This window comes from Rhodococcus sp. OS5, assembly GCF_056837585.1.
The window spans coordinates 1,761,096-1,780,021 of sequence record NZ_CM166368.1; the positions used below are offsets into that span (position 1 = coordinate 1,761,096).

Below are 18,926 nucleotides of genomic sequence, written 5' to 3' on the forward strand. Positions count from 1 at the left end.
ATGACAACCACGACCACTACGCTGCTGGCCGGCAGCGACACATTGAGTGCCGGTGTGGGCGAAGCGTTTCAGAACGCGGCGTCGTCCGGTCCGCTTCTGCTCGCCCTCGGCGCCTGTGTGCTCGCCGGTCTGGTGTCGTTCGCTTCACCGTGCGTCGTGCCGCTCGTTCCCGGCTACCTGTCCTACCTGGCCGGCGTCGTCGGTGCCGACGCTCCCGCGATCACCGCCGAAGAGGCGAAGACGCGGACGATCACCCGGAGCAGTCGACTGAGGGTGGCCGGTGCGGCCGGACTGTTCGTCGCGGGCTTCACCGTTGTGTTCGTCCTCGCGACCGCGTCGGTATTCGGCGTGATCTCCACGCTGCTCGTCAACCGCGAGGTCCTGATGCGAGTGGGCGGTGTCGTCACCATCGCAATGGGTCTCGTCTTCATCGGGCTGATTCCGGCGCTGCAGAAGGACGTTCGTTTCGAACCGCGTCGCGTGTCGTCACTGGTGGGTGCGCCGCTGCTCGGGGGAGTGTTCGCTCTGGGCTGGACGCCGTGCCTCGGTCCGACATTGGCAGGCGTGATGTCCGTAGCGGCGGGAACCGACGGGATGACCGCCGCGCGTGGTGTCACGTTGATCGTCGCGTACTGCATCGGACTCGGCCTGCCGTTCATCATCTTGGCGCTGGGATCGGCGCGCGCGCTGACCGGCGTCGGCTGGTTGCGTCGTAATGCACGCACCATTCAAATTTTCGGCGGAATCATGTTGGTGGCAGTGGGAATCGCCCTCGTCACCGGCGCGTGGGACCAGTTCGTCGGCTGGGTTCGCGACGCATTTATCTCGGAGGTGACGCTGCCGATATGACAGCTGACGACAATAACGACCACCCGAAACCCGTGCTGCCGAAGCAGTCGGTGATCGGTCGAGTCGTTGCACTCGGGCGCAACACCTGGCGCGGGCTCACCTCGATGCGGACCGCGCTGGTACTGCTGTTCCTCCTCGCGCTCGCTGCGATCCCCGGCGCCCTGCTGCCACAGCGAACCCTCAACGAGGGCAAGGTCACCGACTACATCGCCGCGCGTCCGACGCTCGGTCCGTGGATGGACCGCCTCGAATTGTTCGACGTGTTCAGCAGTTTCTGGTTCACCGCGATCTACGCACTGCTCTTCATCTCGCTGGTCGGCTGCATCCTGCCGCGTTGCGTGGAGCACGCGAAGGCGCTGCGCACCCGTCCGGTGAATGCGCCGCGCAATCTTGCTCGCCTGCCGCACCACACCAAGAGCGTCGTGGACGGCGAGACTCCCGACGAACTTGCTGCCCGGGTGTCGAAAGAACTGCGCGGGTGGCGCGTCGAAACGCGTCGCGGCGATTCGAAATCACGACGCGAAGGCGAGATCACCATCTCGGCGGAGAAGGGATACCTCCGCGAGTTCGGCAACCTCGTGTTCCACCTCTCGCTGGTCGGATTGTTGATCGCGATCGCCGCGGGCAAGTTGTTCGGCTACGAGGGCAATCGCATCGTCATCGCCAACGACGGCCCCGGGTTCTGCACGACCTCGCCGGCAGTGTTCGACTCCTTCGTCGCCGGTCTGAGCCTCGACGGCACCGGCATGACCCCGCTGTGTGTACGTGTGAAGAATTTCCAGGCCGACTACCTCGAGACCGGTCAGGCCGAGATGTTCACCTCGGACATCTCGTACCAGGCAGGCGACGACCTCGAGTCCGATACCTGGCGGGACACGACCATCCAGGTGAACCACCCGCTGCGGATCGCCGGCGATCGTGTGTACCTGCAGGGACACGGATATGCGCCGACGTTCACCGTCACGTTCCCGAACGGTGAGACCCGCACCGAGACGCTCCAGTGGCGTCCGGACGACGCCACGACGTTCCTGAGCAGTGGCGCGATGCGCTTCGACCCGCCGGGCGGCATGTATCCCGATGCGGACGAGCGTCGGAAGAATCAGATTGCCATCGAAGGATTGTTCGCGCCCACCGCGCTGTTCCACGGCAACCTGCTGTCGTCGAGTTACCCGGCGATGAACGATCCGGCAGTCGCCATCGACATCTACAAGGGCGACACCGGACTCGATACCGGTAACCCGCAATCGCTGTTCGAACTCAACACCGAACTGATCAATCAGGGCCGACTGGTCAAGCAGGATCGAGTCAATCTGTTTCCGGGGGAGAGCGCGACGCTTGCCGACGGAACCCAGGTGCGATTCGATGGTGCCGTCGACTTCGTGAACCTGCAGGTCTCCCACGATCCCGCTCAGGTGTGGGTGTTGGTTTCGGCGTTGACCATGATGGCGGGCCTACTCGTCTCGCTCGTGATCAAGCGTCGCCGCGTCTGGGCACGTATCTATCCAGATGACGAACGACGTACTGTAGTAGAACTTGGTGGGCTTGCCCGCACCGACCACGCAGGCTGGGGCGACGAGTTCGACCGCCTCGCCGACCGCTTGCTGAAAAGCAATCCGACCACCGCGGTGAACCAACCGCACGCGCAGGAGAACGCCCGATGACAACGAACGAGACACTCGCGCAGTACAGCGACTGGGCCTTCAAGTCCGCCTTCACCGTGCTCGTGCTGGCGTTTGTGCTGCTCATCGTGCAGTACGCGTCGGCCAGAGCAAAGGCGGTTCAGGACAAGGAACTGGTCTCCGCCGGCGGTGTCGACGCATCCGTGCCTGGCAGGGTCGCGGAGACTCCGAGCAAGTCGCTCTCGGAACGATTCGGCGGAATGGGCCGAGCTGTCCTGGTCGTCGGAACGGTGCTGATCATCGCGTCGATCGTGCTCCGCGGATTTGCGACGGAACGATTCCCGCTCGGCAACATGTACGAATTCGTGGCGATGGCGTGTGCGGCGTCGTTGCTGGTCGGGCACGTCCTGTTGATCAAGCCGGCGTACCGTCCGATGTGGGTCTTCCTGCTGGTGCCGGTTCTGATCTTGATGTTCCTCGCCGGCACGGTCCTCTACGCCGACGCGGCTCCCGTGGTGCCGGCGCTACGCTCGTACTGGCTTCCGATTCACGTGACGATCGTCAGCGTCGGTTCCGGAATCTTCATGATCGGCGGTATCGCGAGCCTTCTGTTCCTGCTGCGACTGAAGTTCCCGCCCGGTGACGAAGGCACGAGCATCGGTGGCCGGATCGCAGAGCGACTGCCCGATGCCCAGACTCTCGACCGCTTGGCGTACAAGAGCACGATCATCGCGTTTCCGCTGTTCGGCGCCGGCGTCATCCTCGGTGCCATCTGGGCGGAAGCTGCGTGGGGACGCTTCTGGGGTTGGGATCCGAAGGAGACGATGTCCTTCATCGCCTGGGTGATCTACGCGGCCTACCTGCATGCGAGGGCAACGTCCGGGTGGCGGGAGACGAAGGCCGCCTGGATCAACATCGCCGGTTTTGTTGCGATGCTGTTCAATCTCTTCATCATCAACATGGTCGTCTCCGGCTTGCACTCCTACGCGGGACTCACCTGATCCTCTCGAGGTACCGTGGGTGGCTGCCGACCGGTCTGTAGATATTACCGGTAGGTACGTCAGGGGCGGGCAACAGTTACGATGCAGCTTGGCGAATTACTAGCTGTCTGGTAGCTGTGGGATCGACGAGGGGGAGCGGCGAGATGGCCGACAAGATTGAAGACGCCGGAGCAGGATTGTGGGAGCCGGTGCGCCCAGCCGAGCCGACGCGGCGCGAGCCGCGCGCATCCGCGCCCGAGCCGTCATCGGACTCGGTTCCCAGCGACGTTCGTAGTCTCTTCGTGGCCCCGGTCGACTCCGGGCCGCTCCAGCAAGTCGCCGGCCAGGCGCCCGGTGCACCCGCCGCTCCGCCGCCGACGACGACCCCAGCGGCTCCGGTACCAGGTCCCAAGACTCCGGTCATCCAGTATCCGGCAGCGCAGCCAGGCCCGATCAACGGCCAGTTCTCGACCTCGCCTGCGATGCCGATGCAGACCTACGAACCTACGAATCGTGGAGGGTCGCTTCCTGATTCACGAACTGGCGTTCCGCAGCCTGTTCAGAATTCGCAGCCTGTTCGGAACTCGCAGCCTGTTCAGAACCTGCATCCTGTTCAGAATTCGCAGCCCGGCCCGACGGCGCATTCATCCGCGAGACCGCTCCAGCAACCGCAGGCACCTTTTTCGCCCGGCGTCCATCCGCCCAATCCCGCGATTCGGCAGTTCGGTCATCCCGGCGCTGCGCCGGTGCAGAACGGCCACGCCCTCCAGAATGGTCAGGCCGTGCCGATGGCCCCGCCGACGGCGCCACCTACTCGCGCTCTGATGCCGCAGACCGGACTCACCTCGGCTCCGGACAGTCGCTTCGAGTCCGCTCTCCCGATGACTGCGCAAGATCTCTCGGCTGCGCTCCTCGTCAAGCGGCCTGTCCGGCCTGCCCCGGTGGGTGGCTGGCGCAAGGCGCTGTACACGTTGTCCGGCCGATCGGTGAACCTCGGAAACGGTGCAAAGGAGCAGCACCTCGTCGAGTTGACGCGCCAGATCAACCAGCCGCTGCAGGGCTGCTACAAGGTTGCGGTGCTCAGTCTCAAAGGCGGCGTCGGAAAGACCACGACCACAGCGACACTGGGGTCGATGTTCGGCTCGATCCGCGGCGATCGCGTCGTCGCTGTCGATGCAAACCCCGACCGGGGAACGCTGAGCCAGAAGATCCCGCTCGAAACTCCGGCAACAGTGCGAAACCTGCTGCGCGACGAGAACAGCATCGAGAAGTACAGCGACGTCCGTGGCTACACATCGCAAAATCGACACCGGCTCGAAGTGCTTGCCTCCGACAGCGATCCAGCAGTTTCAGAGGCCTTCAGCGGTGGGGACTACACGCGCACGGTCGACATGCTCGAGAAGTTCTACAGCATAGTTCTGACCGATTGCGGCACCGGATTGATGCACTCGGCGATGCAGGCCATTCTCGAAGGTGCAGATTCGTTGATCGTCGTCAGTTCCGGTTCCGTCGACGGTGCACGTAGCGCCTCCGCAACACTTGACTGGCTCGACGCTCACGGTTACAGCAGGCTGGTCGCCACGTCCGTAGCTGTCATCAACGCGGTACGGCCTCGCTCGGGCAAGGTTGATCTGCCGCGGGTCGTCGAGCACTTCGAGCAGCGCTGTCGAGCGGTGAAACTGATTCCGTTCGATCCGCATTTGGAAGAGGGCGCCGAAATCGATCTGGACCGGCTGCGTCCAGGTACTCGGGAAGCGGTGCTGGAGTTGGCTGCGGTGGTTGCGCAGGACTTTCCGGCCTCCCCGTTCGCGTTGACGGGGCGGTAATCGGATAGCCGGGCGAGCCCGGACGCTACGTCGACGCGTCAGTCGGCGGTACGTCCGGACCTTCCGTGCGCTTGCGTCGTGTTTGCTGGTTCACATTCCACAGGAATTCGGGATCGTCATCCGGCCCGCGTACACCGCTCACCGGGGTGCGCGTCGACGGATCGGGCCCGAATGCCTTCCACATCAGAACGATCAATGTCACCAAACCCACCAACGCCAACAGATACAACACGGCGCACCTCCTCAGGGAACTGAAGTCGAGCCTACTCAGTCTCCGCCCCGCTTCACCAGAAGTGGTGCGGACAAGCGTTTCGGCTCAGTGCGCTAGTGCTGTATCTGTCGGGTACTGCAAGATCTGTCGGGTACTGCAAAGTGCTTCGAAGTGAGCCGAGTTTGCTCAGTTGTTGTCTGCTTCGGTGGTCAGCGAGCGCAGAAGCTGCATGACCTCGGTCTCACGGAATCGACGATGTCCTCCTGGCGTGCGAAGCGAGCCCAGTCGTCCTGCGTGTGCCCAGCGGGTCACGGTCTTGGGATCGACATGAAACAATGCCGCTACCTGTCCGGGCGTCATGAGTGCGTCTGCGGCGGTATTGAAGGTTGGTGCGCTCATTGTGAGGTCCTCCATGTTGATGTCGAACGTTTGACGAACAGTGATTCCGAACCGAGCAGTGATTCCGAACTTTGGTTCCGAACCGGTGTGTCGACCAGTTGCCAAAAACCTGCGTCGAGTTTGTTTCGAAGTCCTTCGCTCACATTCGACCGTTTTCTGAGTGGTAGCGCAATGTTTGCACAGATATAGCCGGGTAGTCGATCTTTCAAGAAAAAGTAATGTTTAAGTAAAGGACAAAATGGATATAGCGGGCTCGGTCCCACCCGTATTCGGAATGGGTAACCTGAGAGGGTGAGTCAGTTGTCTGAAAACCCCGAAAATGTTCCTTCTGAGCCGGTTAAGGCCAGTAAACCTTCCGCAAACTCTGGGCAAGCAAAGTCGGCTTCCGGGCCGGTGACCAAGGGTCAACTGGCCCGCGACGTGGTGCTGTACTCGGTCGCTCGGCTGCTGCTTGTCGTCGTGATCGGTGCCGTCATCATCGGTGGCGGAAAGCTCGCCGGCACGGACGTTCCCTTGATCGTCGCGGCGCTGTTCGCAGTTCTGATCGCGCTGCCGCTGTCGTTGCTGTTCTTCGCGAAACTGCGCAAGCGTGTCAATGCGGGCATTGCGGCGGTCGACGCCCAGCGTCGGTCCGATCGTGACGATCTTCGCTCCAAGCTGCGCGGAGACGGGCGGTGACCACGGGCTCGCTCGACGTCGACCGTCGGACCTCACGCCAGTGGGTCGACAACGCGGTGCGGTTGATCGAAGCCGACGCGCAACGCAGCGCGGACACTCACCTGCTGCGCTATCCGCTGCCGAGTAACTGGACCGTCCAGCTTTATCTGAAGGACGAGTCGACCCACATCACGGGGAGTCTCAAGCATCGACTCGCACGGTCGCTTTTCCTCTACGCGATCTGCAACGGCTGGGTTACCGAAGAGACCACTGTCATCGAAGCGTCGTCCGGATCGACTGCTGTCAGCGAGGCGTATTTCGCGAAGTTGCTGGGCCTGGATTTTGTCGCGGTGATGCCCGCGAGCACGAGTCCCGCCAAGATCGCGTTGATCGAGGCGCAGGGGGGACGTTGTCATTTCGTGAGCGATCCGTCGTCGATCTACTCGGAATCGCATCGGCTCGCGAGTGAGTTGAACGGTCACTACATGGACCAGTTCACCCACGCCGAGCGCGCGACGGATTGGCGCGGAAACAACAACATCGCCGAATCGATCTTCACTCAGCTCGAACACGAGGAACATCCGATTCCCGACTGGGTGGTCGTCGGAGCCGGGACGGGCGGAACCGGTGCCACGATCGGCCGCTTTCTTCGTTACCGGAAATTCGACACGGGGCTGTGCGTGGTGGACCCGGAGCACTCCGTGTTTTTCGACGCGTGGCGAGCGAGCGATCCGTCGATCGTCGGTACTCGAGGTTCCCGGATCGAGGGCATCGGCCGTCCGCGCGTCGAACCGTCGTTTGTCGGTCAGGTGGTCGACCGAATGATCAAGGTGCCGGACGCAGGCTCGATCGCGGCCGCACGGCACGCCAGCGCGGCCCTGGGGCGCAAAGTGGGCGGCTCGACGGGGACGAACCTGTGGGGAGCTTTTGCGTTGATTGCCGAAATGATGGCGGCCGGGCGCAGCGGCAGCGTCGTCACCCTCCTGTGCGACGGCGGAGAGCGTTACTCGGGGACGTACTACAACGACGAATGGGTGGCGTCGGAAGGGATCGACCTGCTCGGTCCGACGGCAGTGCTGGACGAGTTCGTCCGTTCGGGTGCGTGGACGGCCAGTTCCTGAATCGCCGGCGCCGGACCGTGTGACGGGCGGCTCATCGTCACCCGCGGCCAGGCGTCCAGCCCGGACGACTGCTCGTCCGTTCTGATGCGTATCAGGCCGGGAGAGAGCGTGTTCTCGGCCAGACGCACGAACCCGAGTCGCTCGTAGTACGGCGCGTTCCACGGAACGTCGACGAACGTCGTCAGAGTCACGAGATCGTGGTGATGGTCCGCCGCCCATTCGGTGACGGCGTCGATCAGCTGAGCTCCGAGGCCTTTGCGGGCATGATCGGGGTGAACGGAGACCTGTTCGATATGCGCACCGCCGTCCACGATCTCGACGAGCGCGTACGCAACGGGTACGTCGTTTGCGTCGGTCTGAACCCAGATGTGCTCGGCTGCGAGAAAATCGTTCAACTCGTCGAGCGTCGGCGGTGGATCGTCTGCGATGGCGTCCATCCCGATGTCTCGGAACGGTTCGCCCGCGGCGATCTCGATCTGTTGCAGTGCGGGTAGGTCGGTGGATATGGCCGAGCGGATCACAGAAACCGTTTTACCTCGAGAGTGGAGTTTCTCCCAGCGCTACGCCTTCTGTAACGCAAACCTACGCAACCGTAGGTTGTGTATCGTTTGGTCAAGGGGCACTTCTCCAGCGAGGGCGGACCATGGGCAATCCTGAAGTTTCACTCGACAATTACGAGGCTGTGTACGAGTACTACCGCAGTCATCAGCAGAACCGATTCGTGGCGAAGCTCGCTTATGCCGCATTGGCGCTGAAGTACCGCCCGCGAGTGAGGTACGCGCCGGGTGCGGAAGCTGCGCTGAAGACTCTGCTGGAACGTAAGACGCAGTTGGTCGTGGCGGTCAATCATCTGACCGAGAGCGACCAGTTCACGCTCGCCGCGACCGCGTGGCGTACTCCGTTGCGTCGAGTGATCGGACGGACCCGGGTCCTCGCCAAAGACGAACTCTTCGTTGATCCTTCACAGCGCAAGAAGGTCGACATGATGGGCAGCATCCCGGTTTTTCGCAGCAAGAACTACGGTCTCCGGGCTGTTTCGGATGCCGGCCGAGTGATGATGGACGTCGCGGCCGAGCGTCTGGGCAACGGGGATTGTCTGGCGATTTTCCCGGAAGGGACGTGCAACACCGAAGATCCGACGCGGTTGCAGCACGTCAACAGTGGAATCGGCCACATCATCGCGCGCGCCGAGAAATTGGGATGCTCACCGGCTCTGGTGTCGATCGGCATCAACTACGGTCCGGTGGCCGGCGACGTCAAGGCTGCGAGTGTCTTTGTCGGAATGCCGGTGACCGAACTTCCGGACAAGCCGATGGATATCGCCCGAACTGTGCAGGCGGATTTGCAGGTGGCAGTGAACGGGGCCGTCGCCGGATACTAGGCGCGCCTGTCAATTTTGGTTGACAGATTCCGGTTGTCAACCTAAATTGACATCATGACCGAAGCAACCTCTCTCGCTGCTGCCGCCGGTAGCCCGGATCCCACCGAGGGATTGCGTGCTGTTCGAGCGCTGCGTCGTCTTCTCGAAAAACTCGAGGCCATTCAGGTCGCTAATGCGCGCCGTCACGGATGGTCCTGGCAGGCGATCGCGGAAGCTCTCGAGGTCAGCCGTCAAGCCGTCCACAAGAAATACGCGTCCGCGCAGTCGGAATCGATGCTGCGTTCACTGCGCGAGAAGGGCAGGTAATTGCCATGTTCGAAAGGTTCTCCGCACAGGCTCGAGGCGTCGTTGTCGATGCTGTCGCCGGCTCCGGTCCTGTCACGCCGATGGAACTTCTGACCGCGCTGCTCACCTCTGATCGGGGCATCGCCACCGAGGTGCTCACCGAGTCTGGTGTCACGCTCGACGTGATCCGCCACGCCGGCGCCGGATCGAACGAAGGTAGCTCCAACAATTTCGACGACGACGCCGAGATACTCAAGTCGATCGGCATCGATCTCGATGCGGTTCGGGAGAGTCTCGAGCAGTCCTTCGGCGAAGGTGTGCTGGACGAGACTCCTGTGCCGGACGGCGTCGACACTTCTCGCAAGAGCCGATTCGGGTTCCCTCGTTCACGATTCGAGAAGGACTCCAAGAAGGTGTTGGAACTCTCGCTCCGTGAAGCGCTCGCGCACAAGGACAATCGAATCGGTGCCGAACACATCCTGCTCGGCATCCTGCGTGTCGCCGACGGGCCTACCCGTCAGGCCCTCGAAACGCAGGTCACGATGTCGGTGATCCGTGAGCGCTTGGAAGCGAAGATGAATCGCGCCGCCTAGATTCGGCACGGCTCCGCATGCACGGGGCGGGATGTGCCAGCATTCAGACATGACATTTCTGGCACGTCTCATCATCAACGGCATAGCCATCTGGCTGGCGTCGGCGTGGGTCACCGGCATCACGATCGCCAACCACGACAACGGCACCTGGGGCACGGTTCTCGTGATCGCGGTGATCGCTTTGATCTTCACGGTGGTCAACGCGTTCATCAAGCCGGTAGTGCAGCTTCTCTCGCTACCGCTGCTCATCCTGACTCTCGGATTGTTCACGCTCGTGATCAACGCCCTCATGCTGATGCTGACGGCGTGGATCTCGTCCGGAACGTCCTACGGCTTGACGGTCGACGGCTTCTGGACGGCAGTCTGGGGCGCGCTGATCATCTCGATCGTGAACTTCCTGCTCAGCGCGTTCGTCCCGGACAACCGTTGAGTCCGTCGACTTTCAGGCGAGACTGAGCGCAACTGCGGTCGCGGCACCCCAGACGAGCATGGCGAGTCCGGTGTCGCGCAACGCGGGGATCAGGGCCATACCCTGCCCGCCCGAACGCAGTGGGGCGTTGGCTCGGATTGCCAGTGGCAACGCCAGCAATCCGAGCAATGCCCACGGAGTACGCAGGATCAGCAGCAGGGTCGCGACGAACGGGACGGCCAGCAGGATCACGTGCAGCGTGCGGGTCCTGGCGTCGCCGAGCCGGACTGCGAGAGTGATCTTTCCGGACTCGGTGTCGGTCGGGATGTCTCGAAGATTGTTGGCAACGAGCACCGCGCTCGAGAACGAACCGATGGCAATCGCGCCGGCCAGCCCGGCCAGATCCACCCGCTCGGCCTGTACGAACTGAGTTCCCAGTACTGCAATCAGTCCGAAGAAGATGAACACGGCGATCTCGCCGAACCCGCTGTATCCGTAAGGCTTCTTGCCGCCGGTGTAGAACCAGGCACCGATGATGCAGAACACGCCGACCGCAACCAGCCACCAGGCTGTGGTCGCCGCCAGAACGAACCCGGCTACCGCGGCAACGGTGAAGCAGCTGATCGCCGCGGCCTTCACGGCTCCGGGACTGACCAACTTCGATCCGACCAAGCGCAGTGGCCCGACGCGGTCGTCGTCCGTTCCGCGGATTCCGTCGGAGTAGTCGTTCGCGAAATTCACCCCGACGATCAAGGCCAAGGAGACGATCAGTGCCAGGAGCGCCTTCCACCACACTGCGAGGTCCAGGGACGCCGCGGCTCCGGTGCCGACCAGCACGGGCGCAATCGCGTTCGGGAGTGTGCGCGGCCTCGCGCCTTCGATCCATTGAGCAGCTGTTGCCATACAACGATCTTTGCACTGTGCAATACGATCGAACGCGGTGGATCAGCACATGACTCGAGACGTGAGTGAGCGCGCCAGGTACGCGCAGTCGGGCGAAGACCTGGCAGACATTGCCTTGCTCGGACCCGTTTCGACCAAAGTGGGCGGTCGTCTGGTTCCGTTGCCGGGTCCGCGAGCTCGAACTCTGCTGGTTGCGCTGGCTCGCAATCCGGGTGAGCCACGTACCGCGCAGAGCCTGATCGACGACGTCTGGGGGCTGGAGCCGCCGCGCTCACCGATGAACGCCCTCCACACTCAGGTCTCGCGCCTGCGATCTGCACTCCCGGACGGGGCCCTCGAAGTCACGGCGGCCGGATACCGGCTCACTCTCGCTCGGGAGCGTGTCGACCTGGCCAGGGCAGCGGACGCCGCCCGTGGTCTGCGCACCGTCGGCGCCGACGCGTCCGAAGCGCTCGCCGTCACGACCGCGTCATTGCGCCTGTGGCGCGGTACCCCCGGGAGTGACGTCGTCGGCGACGTTGCAGATCGTCTGGCGCTCGACGCAGGCCGGGTGTACGACGAACTGGAGACGGCGCAGATCGACGCGTTGCTCACATTGGGGGAGTACGCGGCAGCCATTCCCCTGGTGCGCGGACGCCATCTGGCGAGCCCATTCGACGACACAGCGGCCGAGGCGTTGATGCGTGCGCTCGCCGGAGCAGGCCGAGTCAACGAGGCACTCGAAGTGTTCGCGGAGTTCCGCAACCACCTCGCCAATCGCCTGGGCGCTGATCCGTCACCCGCACTGGTGACTCTCAACGCGGAACTTCTCGGGGCACCTGCGGCTACACCGCGGGCCGCGCGTGCGATCGGTCTGCGCGCTGCCCCCAACACCTTGCTCGGTCGCGACAACGACATCGACCAGATCGAATCCTTGCTCGCCCGCTCGCGCGTCGTCACCATTCTCGGACCTGGTGGCGCCGGAAAGACCCGTCTCGCACACGAATTGGGCCTGCGCGGATCCGTGAATCAGCCGGGCGTCTCGGTGGTCCTCGTGGAGTTGGCGTCGTTGCGCAGCAGCGAAGATGTCATCGCGGCCATCGGAGGCACCCTCGGAATCAGCGAATCCGATCTGGCGCCAGGCAAATTGACCGTCGGCCGAACGCATTCGGCGAGAGAGCGACTCAAAGAGGCGCTGTCCGCCGGTCCGATGTTGCTCATCCTCGACAACTGTGAGCACGTGATCGGCGCGTGTTCGGAGATCGTGGCCGAGATGATCGCGGCCGGTCGTCAGCTGACGGTTCTGACCACCAGTCGTTCTCCGCTCATGATCAGTGCCGAGGCGGTGTACCCGTTGCCGCCGTTGGCGATCGACGACGGAAGCGGCTCGGCAGTCGAACTCTTCTCGGCGAGAGCCCGTGCGGTGCGGCCCTCTGTTCATCTGGACGTCGACGCGGTAGTCAAGCTGTGTACGACGCTCGACGGACTCCCGTTGGCGATCGAGCTCGCTGCCGCTCGGGTCCGTACCATGAGCGTCGACGAAATCGGTTCGAGACTGCGAGACAGGTTCGCGTTGTTGCGCTCCGATGATCCGACGTCTCCGGATCGGCATCGCACCCTGCACGCGGTGATCGACTGGAGCTGGAATCTGTTGGGCAGCGGGGATCAGATTGCGTTGCGTCGATTGTGCCGATTCCCGGCCGGCTTCACCCTTTCTTCGGCGCAGGCCGTTGCCGGGTGGGGCGAGTTGACCGATGTGGCAAGTGCCGTCGAAGCGCTGGTGAATCAGTCACTTCTTTCCGTCAGCGACGGGCAGGGAGATCTTCGGTACTACATGCTCGAGACTGTCCGTGAATACGGCGAGGAGCAACTCGCCGCGTCCGGGGAGGGACCGGAAGTGATTCGGCGCCTCGACGACTGGGCGATTGCGATCGCCGAGGATGCCGTCGTGCGTGCAAGGACGGATCAGCTCCGTCTGATTGCCGACCTCGATGCCGAGCACGACAACCTTCTGGCTGTACTTCGCTGGGCCGTGGAACGCGGCGACGCGGTGACCGTAGCCAACGTCTTTCCCGTCCTCGCGATTCTGTGGGCCGTACGAGGATCGAACTCGGAAATCTCGAACTGGGCGTCGAAGATCGTCGGGGCGACCGCGGACAACGATCTGCGCGACGTGAATGCAGAACTGGTGGGCGCTACGTTCATCCTGGTGGCGATGCATCTCTTCTTCGGAGAGGCCGATCGAAACCATGCCCGTGCGCGGATCCGACTTCGAAAGTTGTTGCGTGAGCGCGATGATCTCGGTCCGTTGTTCGCATTTCTGATCAAGCTGACCACGAGTGGGATCGCCAACCACAAACTTGCGCGGTTGGTGGCCGAAGGCGTTCGCAGTTCCGATCCCGAGACCCGAATGGCGGCGCTGTCCGCGCGTTCGAACATGCGGGAGAACATCGGAGATCTGCGCGGTGCGTTGCTGGACGGGGAGACTCTGTTCGACTACGCCACCAGCATCGGTGACGAGTGGGGTCTGGCGATGGCGGCCCAACATGTCGGGTCGGTTCACAGCCAATCCGCCCGCTATGGCGAGGCCATCGAGTTCTACGCGATCGCGGCGGCGTCGATGGAACGCCTCGGTGCGCGTGACGAGGCGATGCAGCTCATCTGCTTTCAAGCCGGAGCAATGATCGCGGCCGGTGACACGGCTGGTGGTCGGGTGCTTCTCGATCGTGCACGTCCGGCATTGGCGCATTCGGGTGGGACCGGGGCCATCGAAACCGATCAACGGCGCGCAGCGCTCATAGCGAGTATCGCCGAGGCGGATCTCGCGGACGGCCGTATCGACGAGGGCTTGGCTCGGTATCGAGAAGCGCTGGAGCTGTTGGGTTCTGCGATCGAGAACATCTTCGGTGATCCCTTCGTCGTTCTGCTCGGTGCCGCGGCTGTGTGCGCTCACGCAGTTCACGGCCGGCACGAACTGGTGGCGGGCCGCGTTCTGCAGATGAAGGAGTCGAGTGCTCTCAAGCTCGATCCCAACGGTTACGCGGACCTGCCGCTCGCGGGTTCGTTGGCGTCGGCGATCGGGTCGTTCGATCTTGTCACGGGCAACATCGAACGCGGAGTCGAACTGATGGCTTTGTCGTTGAAAATGCCGGGGAGACAAGACTTCGTCTCGCTCCATCACGCGCGCCTCTCCGACTTCGCGGTTGGTCTGGTCGGAGCCGACAGGTGGTCTGTGGAAACCGAGAAGGTATCGGGTTACTCACGCAGAGCGGTCCGCGAAGCAGTGTTGGCTGCGCTTCGCGGACCGGTGCTGGACTAGGTCTGGACGATGGTGCGGGACTTATGTCTTGCGCATGTACATCCGCACGGTCAAAGGTGCCATGACGGCAACGATCACCGCGGCGCCCACCAGCGACCACACGACGTGGATACCGAAGTGGCCGTCGTTGGCCAGCTCGCGAACCGCGGTCACCAGGTGTGAGACCGGATTGACGTTCACGAACTTCTGAAGCCAACTCGGCATGGTGGCAGGATCGACGAACGCATTCGACAGGAACGTAAGCGGGAACAGCACGAGCATCGAAACACCCTGCACCGTGGACGCTTTGTTCATCAGCACGCCCATGAGAGCGAAGATCCAGCTGATGGAGAACGCGCACACCATGACCAGGATCGCGGCAGACAGAATGCCGACCACGCCGCCTGCGGGGCGGTAACCCATCGCGAAACCGACGATGAACGTGATGGTCGTGGCGATGCCGTAGCGCACGACGTCGGCGAGCAATGCACCGGACAGCGGGGCGATACGAGCGATGGGAAGGGACTTGAAGCGGTCGAACACGCCCTTGTCCATGTCCTCACGAAGCTGCGTGCCCGTGACGATGGAACCGGTGATGACGGTCTGGACGAGGATGCCGGGGATGATCGTCGGCAGATATGCCGTCACGTCACCGGCGATCGCGCCGCCGAAGATGTAGGTGAACATCAACGTGAAGATGATCGGCTGGATGACGACGTCGAACAGTTGCTCGGGATTGTGCTTGATCTTGAGAATTCCGCGGTACGCCATCGTGAACGTGTTCGCGAAGCTCTGCTGCAGGCTGATGCGGCGGGGTGCGGCATCCGGCTGGGCTATCGGCGACCGGGGTTTGGTGAGGGTGGTTGTCATGCGACGCTCCGATCGGAGTCGTTGTCGGACTGGGCGTCGTTGCGGCCACCGTCTTCGGGCTGGTGCCCGGTGATGGTCAGGAACACTTCGTCCAGGCTGGGTTTCTGTACGTTGATTTCGTCGACGGCGATACCTTGCTCACGCAGACGGATCAACAGGTCCGCCGTGATCGACGGGTCGCTCAGCGGGGCGGTGATCCGCCCGACCTCGGGAGTGACACCCACCTCGACGCTCAGCGCAGCGGCGATGAGCGAGCGAGCCTCCTCGGTGCGATCACGATCGACCAGCTTGAGTTGGAGCGAGGAGATCCCGACCGAAGCCTTGAGTTCGTCGGCGGTGCCGTTGGCGATCACGCGGCCGCGGTCGATCACCGCGATGCGATCGGCCAGTTGATCGGCTTCGTCGAGGTACTGCGTGGTGAGCAACACCGTCGAACCCTCGGCGACGAGTCGCCGGATGGTCACCCACATCTGGGCGCGGGTGCGCGGATCGAGGCCGGTGGTGGGCTCGTCGAGAAACAGCAGCGGCGGGCGCGCGATCAGGCTTGCCGCCAGATCCAGGCGTCGACGCATGCCGCCGGAGAAGTTCTTCAGCGGTTTGGTCGCGGCCTCGACCAGATCGAACTCCTCGAGGAGTTCCAGGGACTTGGTGCGCGCATCGCGGCGGCTCAGGCCGAGCAACCGCGAGAAGATCACGAGGTTCTCGGTCGCCGTCAGATCCTCGTCGACGGAGGCGTACTGACCGGTGACGCCGATCAGGGATCGGACCGCGGTGGGTTCACGGCTGACGTCGTGGCCGAAGATGCGCGCCTCACCGCCGTCGGGGCGAAGGAGAGTGGCGAGCATGCGGACGGTGGTGGTCTTGCCGGCGCCGTTCGGCCCGAGGACGCCGAACACCGAGCCGGTGGGGACGGTGAGGCTGACGCCGTCGACCGCGCGGTGCTCGCCGAACTTCTTGACGAGTCCGTCGGCCTCGATGGCAAGAGGCGAAGCTGTGTGGTTCATGGGATGAAGCTTGGCAGACCGATCTTGCATGGACCTTGCGTGGAACTTGCGGTTACTTGCACAGTGCGCGAGGTCGGTGCTCCACAACCGGCAAACAATCCCCAGACGGATCTTGCTTGTCGGTGTGCGGGCGCGGCGGCATCACGCTCGCTGCATGGAGATTCTTACGCGGGCACAGGCTCACCGGGACGGCACCAGCGACGCGCAGTTGCAGCGAGCGGTCAGGCGCGGCGAGCTGCACCGAATCGCAGCGGGGATCTACATGCGCGCCGATCACTTCCGCGAACTCGATGCGAGAGCACGCCACCGCTGCGCTGTCATGGTAGCCACCGAAAGCTGTGGACCAGGCGCAATCGTGAGCCACGCTTCGGCAGCGGTCATGCACGGATTGGATTGCGGCGGATTGCGATTGGACACCGTGCACATGACGCGTAACCGGTGCTCGGGTGGGCGGAAGAGTCAAACCTTGCATCTTCATCCGGCAGTGGTCCCGGCCGAGGAGGTCGTGCTGATCGACGGCGTCGCAACCACGTCGCTTGCGCGAACGTTCGTCGACCTCGCACGGACGACGCCGTTCGAGACCGCCGTGGTGATCGGTGATTGCGCCCTGCGACGTGGGATGAGGCGTGAGAACGTCGACGCTTCGCTCGATCATGCGCGCGGACGGCTGGGAATGAGTCGCGCTCGAGTGGCGGCGACGTTCATCGAACCAGGTGCCGAGAGTCCGGGGGAGTCCATCAGCCGGGTACGCATGCGCGACGACGGTTGGCCGATGCCGACCCTGCAGCACGAGATCCGTCACGGTGGCCGGTTCATCGGGAGAGTCGATTTCTTCTGGAAAGAGCACGGTGTGGTGGGCGAGTTCGACGGGATGGTCAAGTATCGCGGCGACAATCCAGGGAGGGCGGTAGAGCGCGAGAAACTGCGGGAGGACGCGATCCGGGACGCGGGGTTCGAGGTGTTCCGGTGGGTATGGGCGGATCTTCGCGACTTCGAACGTGTCCGCGAAAGGTTCGAGCGGGCTTGCCTCCGCGGAGCCGCGCGCTGATTGTGCAGCCGCGGCGCTGATCAGGCCTGCGGCTGAACAATCGGGCTGCGGCTGCTAGCTGAACCGAGCCACCAGGGCGGCGCGGTCGAGCTTGCCCGGTCCGCGCAGGGGGAGCGCGTCCAGGACGAAGAGTTCCCGCGGCGCTGCGGTGACGTCGAGTGTCCGCTGAGCATGTGCGCGTAGTTCGTCGAGCGTCGGAGCTTCGCCCTCGGGTACGACGACGGCCACCACCCGCTGCCCCAGCCGCGGGTCCTTGATGCCGATCACCGCGCACTCGCGAACGGCGGGGTGATCGGCCAGCGCGGCCTCGACCACCTGCGGTACGACGGTCAGCCCACCGGTGGAGATTGCCTCGTCCAACCGGCCGCTGATGCGCAGGACCCCGTCGACCACAGCTCCGGCGTCGTCGGTCCGGAACCATCCGGGTTCGGCGAAAGCGGGGTGGTCGGGAAGCCCGCGGTACCCGGACGCGAGCATCGGACCGCCCAGCAGTACTCGCCCGTCGTCGATACGAATCTGCGCTCCGGACAACGGGATTCCGTCGTAGACGCAACCGCCGGACGTTTCGCTCATCCCGTAGGTGCGGACGACGGTGATGCCCGCTTCGGTGGCCTGCGCGAGTACCGGTGCGGGAGTAGCAGCGCCGCCGAGCAGAACCGCGTCGAGCGAAGCCAGAGCCTCGACCGCGGCGCGATCACCGAGTGCCTTGACCAACTGCGTCGGCACCAACGAGGTGTAGCGGCGCGGTCCGCTCATCGCGGCGACAGCGCCCGGCAATGCGGCAGGGTCGAAACCCGCACTGACGTCGACGATCACCGGTTGTGTTTCGGCGAGGACACTGCGCAACAGAACTTGCATCCCGGCGATGTGGTGCGGGGGGAGAACCAGCAACCAGGATCCGGTGCCGCCGAGGCGTTCATGGGTCGCGTCGCCGCTGGCTCGCAGTGCGCTCGCGGCGAGCATCGCGCCCTTCGGGGTTCCGGTGGTCCCCGACGTGGCGACCACCAGCGAGATGCCGTCGTCGATTGGCTGATCGGGGTGCAGAGCGTCGCTCAGTCGGGCCGTCTCGCGTGCGTCGGCCGCCGGGACGGGAAGCACGGCGTCGTGCACGCCGTCCAGGATCTGCGCGATGGCAGGCAGTACCTCGAAGACCGCCTCACCCTGTGGAACGGCCAGTGTGCGAAGAACGTTCACCGGACGTCCGGTCCAGCCAGCGGCCAACCACCGGCAGCCAGATGGCTTCGTACGCGGTCGACGTCGGTTTCGAGTGGCATCTCGTTGGTGATCTTCGTGATGAGGACCTGGATGTCGGTCTTCTCGATGGGCAGATCGCCGTCCTCGATCAACGCGTCGGCGACGGCGTCGACCTCGGTTTCGGAGAGTCTGCGAGTGAGGAGCGCGAAAAGTGGGATGTAGTCCTGCTCGGGGACGCCATTGGGATAGCCGGCCCGCAACCAGCCGACTATCGACGTGAGGAAGGGCGGAAGGGCCATG

20 protein-coding genes are annotated in these 18,926 nt (G+C 63.7%); 12 read left to right on the forward strand and 8 right to left on the reverse strand.

Going from position 1 to position 18,926, the window contains the following annotated elements:
* From ACVZUB_RS08305 to ACVZUB_RS08320, 4 genes are all read left to right on the forward strand, one after another.
* Positions 1-849: a cytochrome c biogenesis CcdA family protein gene (locus tag ACVZUB_RS08305; RefSeq protein ID WP_007735278.1), complete on the forward strand. Its 849-nt coding sequence runs from the start codon at positions 1-3 to the stop codon at positions 847-849.
* The gene (gene resB, locus ACVZUB_RS08310) at positions 846-2,510 is read left to right on the forward strand and encodes a cytochrome c biogenesis protein ResB (protein ID WP_003942064.1); all 1,665 of its coding nucleotides are present in this window, start codon (positions 846-848) and stop codon (positions 2,508-2,510) included. The genes ACVZUB_RS08305 and resB overlap by 4 nt, the downstream gene beginning before the upstream one ends.
* Positions 2,507-3,469 carry a c-type cytochrome biogenesis protein CcsB gene (gene ccsB / locus ACVZUB_RS08315; RefSeq protein ID WP_003941951.1) on the forward strand — a complete coding sequence of 321 codons (963 nt, stop codon included), beginning with the start codon at positions 2,507-2,509 and terminating at the stop codon, positions 3,467-3,469. The genes resB and ccsB overlap by 4 nt, the downstream gene beginning before the upstream one ends.
* 143 nt (positions 3,470-3,612) lie before the next feature.
* Positions 3,613-5,274 (forward strand): MinD/ParA family ATP-binding protein, encoded by a 1,662-nt coding sequence (locus ACVZUB_RS08320; protein WP_482628286.1) that lies wholly within the window; start codon positions 3,613-3,615, stop codon positions 5,272-5,274.
* Positions 5,275-5,299: 25 nt separating this feature from the next.
* Here the strand turns inward: ACVZUB_RS08320 and ACVZUB_RS08325 are convergent, their stop codons facing one another.
* Positions 5,300-5,506 (reverse strand): hypothetical protein, encoded by a 207-nt coding sequence (locus ACVZUB_RS08325; RefSeq protein ID WP_003941996.1) that lies wholly within the window; start codon positions 5,504-5,506, stop codon positions 5,300-5,302.
* A gap of 165 nt (positions 5,507-5,671) precedes the next feature.
* Complete coding sequence (locus ACVZUB_RS08330; RefSeq protein WP_003942029.1) at positions 5,672-5,884, reverse strand: BldC family transcriptional regulator; 213 nt, start codon at positions 5,882-5,884, stop codon at positions 5,672-5,674.
* 291 nt (positions 5,885-6,175) lie between these two features.
* On the opposite strand from ACVZUB_RS08330, the gene ACVZUB_RS08335 reads away from it, so the two are divergent.
* Positions 6,176-6,562, forward strand: a complete 387-nt coding sequence (locus tag ACVZUB_RS08335; RefSeq protein WP_482628287.1) for a DUF4229 domain-containing protein — start codon at positions 6,176-6,178, stop codon at positions 6,560-6,562.
* The gene (gene cds1 / locus ACVZUB_RS08340; RefSeq protein WP_063314765.1) at positions 6,559-7,662 is read left to right on the forward strand and encodes an L-cysteine desulfhydrase Cds1; all 1,104 of its coding nucleotides are present in this window, start codon (positions 6,559-6,561) and stop codon (positions 7,660-7,662) included. The genes ACVZUB_RS08335 and cds1 overlap by 4 nt, the downstream gene beginning before the upstream one ends.
* Here the strand turns inward: cds1 and ACVZUB_RS08345 are convergent.
* A complete protein-coding gene (locus ACVZUB_RS08345; RefSeq protein WP_063314764.1) occupies positions 7,560-8,183 on the reverse strand; it encodes a GNAT family N-acetyltransferase in 624 nt (207 codons plus the stop codon). The genes cds1 and ACVZUB_RS08345 overlap by 103 nt on opposite strands.
* 122 nt (positions 8,184-8,305) lie before the next feature.
* Between ACVZUB_RS08345 and ACVZUB_RS08350 the strand changes: the two genes are divergently transcribed.
* From ACVZUB_RS08350 to ACVZUB_RS08365, 4 genes are read left to right on the forward strand one after another with little or no spacing between them, the layout of a single operon-like run.
* Positions 8,306-9,043: a lysophospholipid acyltransferase family protein gene (locus ACVZUB_RS08350; RefSeq protein WP_054828445.1), complete on the forward strand. Its 738-nt coding sequence runs from the start codon at positions 8,306-8,308 to the stop codon at positions 9,041-9,043.
* A 54-nt stretch (positions 9,044-9,097) separates the two neighbouring features.
* Positions 9,098-9,349 carry a helix-turn-helix domain-containing protein gene (locus ACVZUB_RS08355; RefSeq protein ID WP_003941869.1) on the forward strand — a complete coding sequence of 84 codons (252 nt, stop codon included), beginning with the start codon at positions 9,098-9,100 and terminating at the stop codon, positions 9,347-9,349.
* Between the two features lie 5 nt (positions 9,350-9,354).
* A complete protein-coding gene (locus tag ACVZUB_RS08360; RefSeq protein WP_003941949.1) occupies positions 9,355-9,921 on the forward strand; it encodes a Clp protease N-terminal domain-containing protein in 567 nt (188 codons plus the stop codon).
* A 49-nt stretch (positions 9,922-9,970) separates the two neighbouring features.
* Positions 9,971-10,351, forward strand: coding sequence for a phage holin family protein (locus tag ACVZUB_RS08365; RefSeq protein ID WP_003941998.1), 381 nt, complete (start codon positions 9,971-9,973; stop codon positions 10,349-10,351).
* A 12-nt stretch (positions 10,352-10,363) separates the two neighbouring features.
* Here the strand turns inward: ACVZUB_RS08365 and ACVZUB_RS08370 are convergent, their stop codons facing one another.
* Positions 10,364-11,233 (reverse strand): 1,4-dihydroxy-2-naphthoate polyprenyltransferase, encoded by an 870-nt coding sequence (locus ACVZUB_RS08370; RefSeq protein ID WP_007728497.1) that lies wholly within the window; start codon positions 11,231-11,233, stop codon positions 10,364-10,366.
* A gap of 49 nt (positions 11,234-11,282) precedes the next feature.
* Here ACVZUB_RS08370 and ACVZUB_RS08375 point away from each other — a divergent pair, with 49 nt between their 5' ends.
* On the forward strand, positions 11,283-14,531 hold the full coding sequence (locus ACVZUB_RS08375; protein WP_042453055.1) for an AfsR/SARP family transcriptional regulator: 3,249 nt from the start codon (positions 11,283-11,285) through the stop codon (positions 14,529-14,531).
* Positions 14,532-14,552: 21 nt separating this feature from the next.
* Here ACVZUB_RS08375 and ACVZUB_RS08380 read toward each other — a convergent pair whose 3' ends face one another.
* Both ACVZUB_RS08380 and ACVZUB_RS08385 read right to left on the reverse strand, forming a co-directional pair.
* On the reverse strand, positions 14,553-15,380 hold the full coding sequence (locus tag ACVZUB_RS08380; protein ID WP_003941848.1) for an ABC transporter permease: 828 nt from the start codon (positions 15,378-15,380) through the stop codon (positions 14,553-14,555).
* On the reverse strand, positions 15,377-16,384 hold the full coding sequence (locus ACVZUB_RS08385; protein WP_003941960.1) for a daunorubicin resistance protein DrrA family ABC transporter ATP-binding protein: 1,008 nt from the start codon (positions 16,382-16,384) through the stop codon (positions 15,377-15,379). Before ACVZUB_RS08385 ends, ACVZUB_RS08380 begins: the two co-directional genes overlap by 4 nt.
* Before the next feature lie 154 nt (positions 16,385-16,538).
* Here ACVZUB_RS08385 and ACVZUB_RS08390 point away from each other — a divergent pair, with 154 nt between their 5' ends.
* Positions 16,539-17,432 carry a type IV toxin-antitoxin system AbiEi family antitoxin domain-containing protein gene (locus ACVZUB_RS08390; protein WP_050768582.1) on the forward strand — a complete coding sequence of 298 codons (894 nt, stop codon included), beginning with the start codon at positions 16,539-16,541 and terminating at the stop codon, positions 17,430-17,432.
* A 54-nt stretch (positions 17,433-17,486) separates the two neighbouring features.
* On the opposite strand, the gene menE is transcribed toward ACVZUB_RS08390, so the two are convergent.
* Both menE and ACVZUB_RS08400 read right to left on the reverse strand, forming a co-directional pair.
* Complete coding sequence (gene menE, locus ACVZUB_RS08395) at positions 17,487-18,626, reverse strand: o-succinylbenzoate--CoA ligase (RefSeq protein ID WP_482628288.1); 1,140 nt, start codon at positions 18,624-18,626, stop codon at positions 17,487-17,489.
* Positions 18,623-18,925, reverse strand: coding sequence for a DUF3349 domain-containing protein (locus ACVZUB_RS08400; RefSeq protein ID WP_003941976.1), 303 nt, complete (start codon positions 18,923-18,925; stop codon positions 18,623-18,625). Before ACVZUB_RS08400 ends, menE begins: the two co-directional genes overlap by 4 nt.
* Position 18,926: the final 1 nt, after the last annotated feature.

Coding starts and splice junctions, on each gene's coding strand:
- ACVZUB_RS08305 (WP_007735278.1), top strand. CDS start 1: ATGACAACCACGACCACTACGCTGCTGGCCGGCAGCGACACATTGAGT.
- resB (WP_003942064.1), top strand. CDS start 846: ATGACAGCTGACGACAATAACGACCACCCGAAACCCGTGCTGCCGAAG.
- ccsB (WP_003941951.1), top strand. CDS start 2,507: ATGACAACGAACGAGACACTCGCGCAGTACAGCGACTGGGCCTTCAAG.
- ACVZUB_RS08320 (WP_482628286.1), top strand. CDS start 3,613: ATGGCCGACAAGATTGAAGACGCCGGAGCAGGATTGTGGGAGCCGGTG.
- ACVZUB_RS08330 (WP_003942029.1), bottom strand. CDS start 5,884: ATGAGCGCACCAACCTTCAATACCGCCGCAGACGCACTCATGACGCCC.
- ACVZUB_RS08350 (WP_054828445.1), top strand. CDS start 8,306: ATGGGCAATCCTGAAGTTTCACTCGACAATTACGAGGCTGTGTACGAG.
- ACVZUB_RS08355 (WP_003941869.1), top strand. CDS start 9,098: ATGACCGAAGCAACCTCTCTCGCTGCTGCCGCCGGTAGCCCGGATCCC.
- ACVZUB_RS08360 (WP_003941949.1), top strand. CDS start 9,355: ATGTTCGAAAGGTTCTCCGCACAGGCTCGAGGCGTCGTTGTCGATGCT.
- ACVZUB_RS08365 (WP_003941998.1), top strand. CDS start 9,971: ATGACATTTCTGGCACGTCTCATCATCAACGGCATAGCCATCTGGCTG.
- ACVZUB_RS08370 (WP_007728497.1), bottom strand. CDS start 11,233: ATGGCAACAGCTGCTCAATGGATCGAAGGCGCGAGGCCGCGCACACTC.
- ACVZUB_RS08375 (WP_042453055.1), top strand. CDS start 11,283: ATGACTCGAGACGTGAGTGAGCGCGCCAGGTACGCGCAGTCGGGCGAA.
- ACVZUB_RS08380 (WP_003941848.1), bottom strand. CDS start 15,380: ATGACAACCACCCTCACCAAACCCCGGTCGCCGATAGCCCAGCCGGAT.
- ACVZUB_RS08385 (WP_003941960.1), bottom strand. CDS start 16,384: ATGAACCACACAGCTTCGCCTCTTGCCATCGAGGCCGACGGACTCGTC.
- ACVZUB_RS08390 (WP_050768582.1), top strand. CDS start 16,539: ATGGAGATTCTTACGCGGGCACAGGCTCACCGGGACGGCACCAGCGAC.
- ACVZUB_RS08400 (WP_003941976.1), bottom strand. CDS start 18,925: ATGGCCCTTCCGCCCTTCCTCACGTCGATAGTCGGCTGGTTGCGGGCC.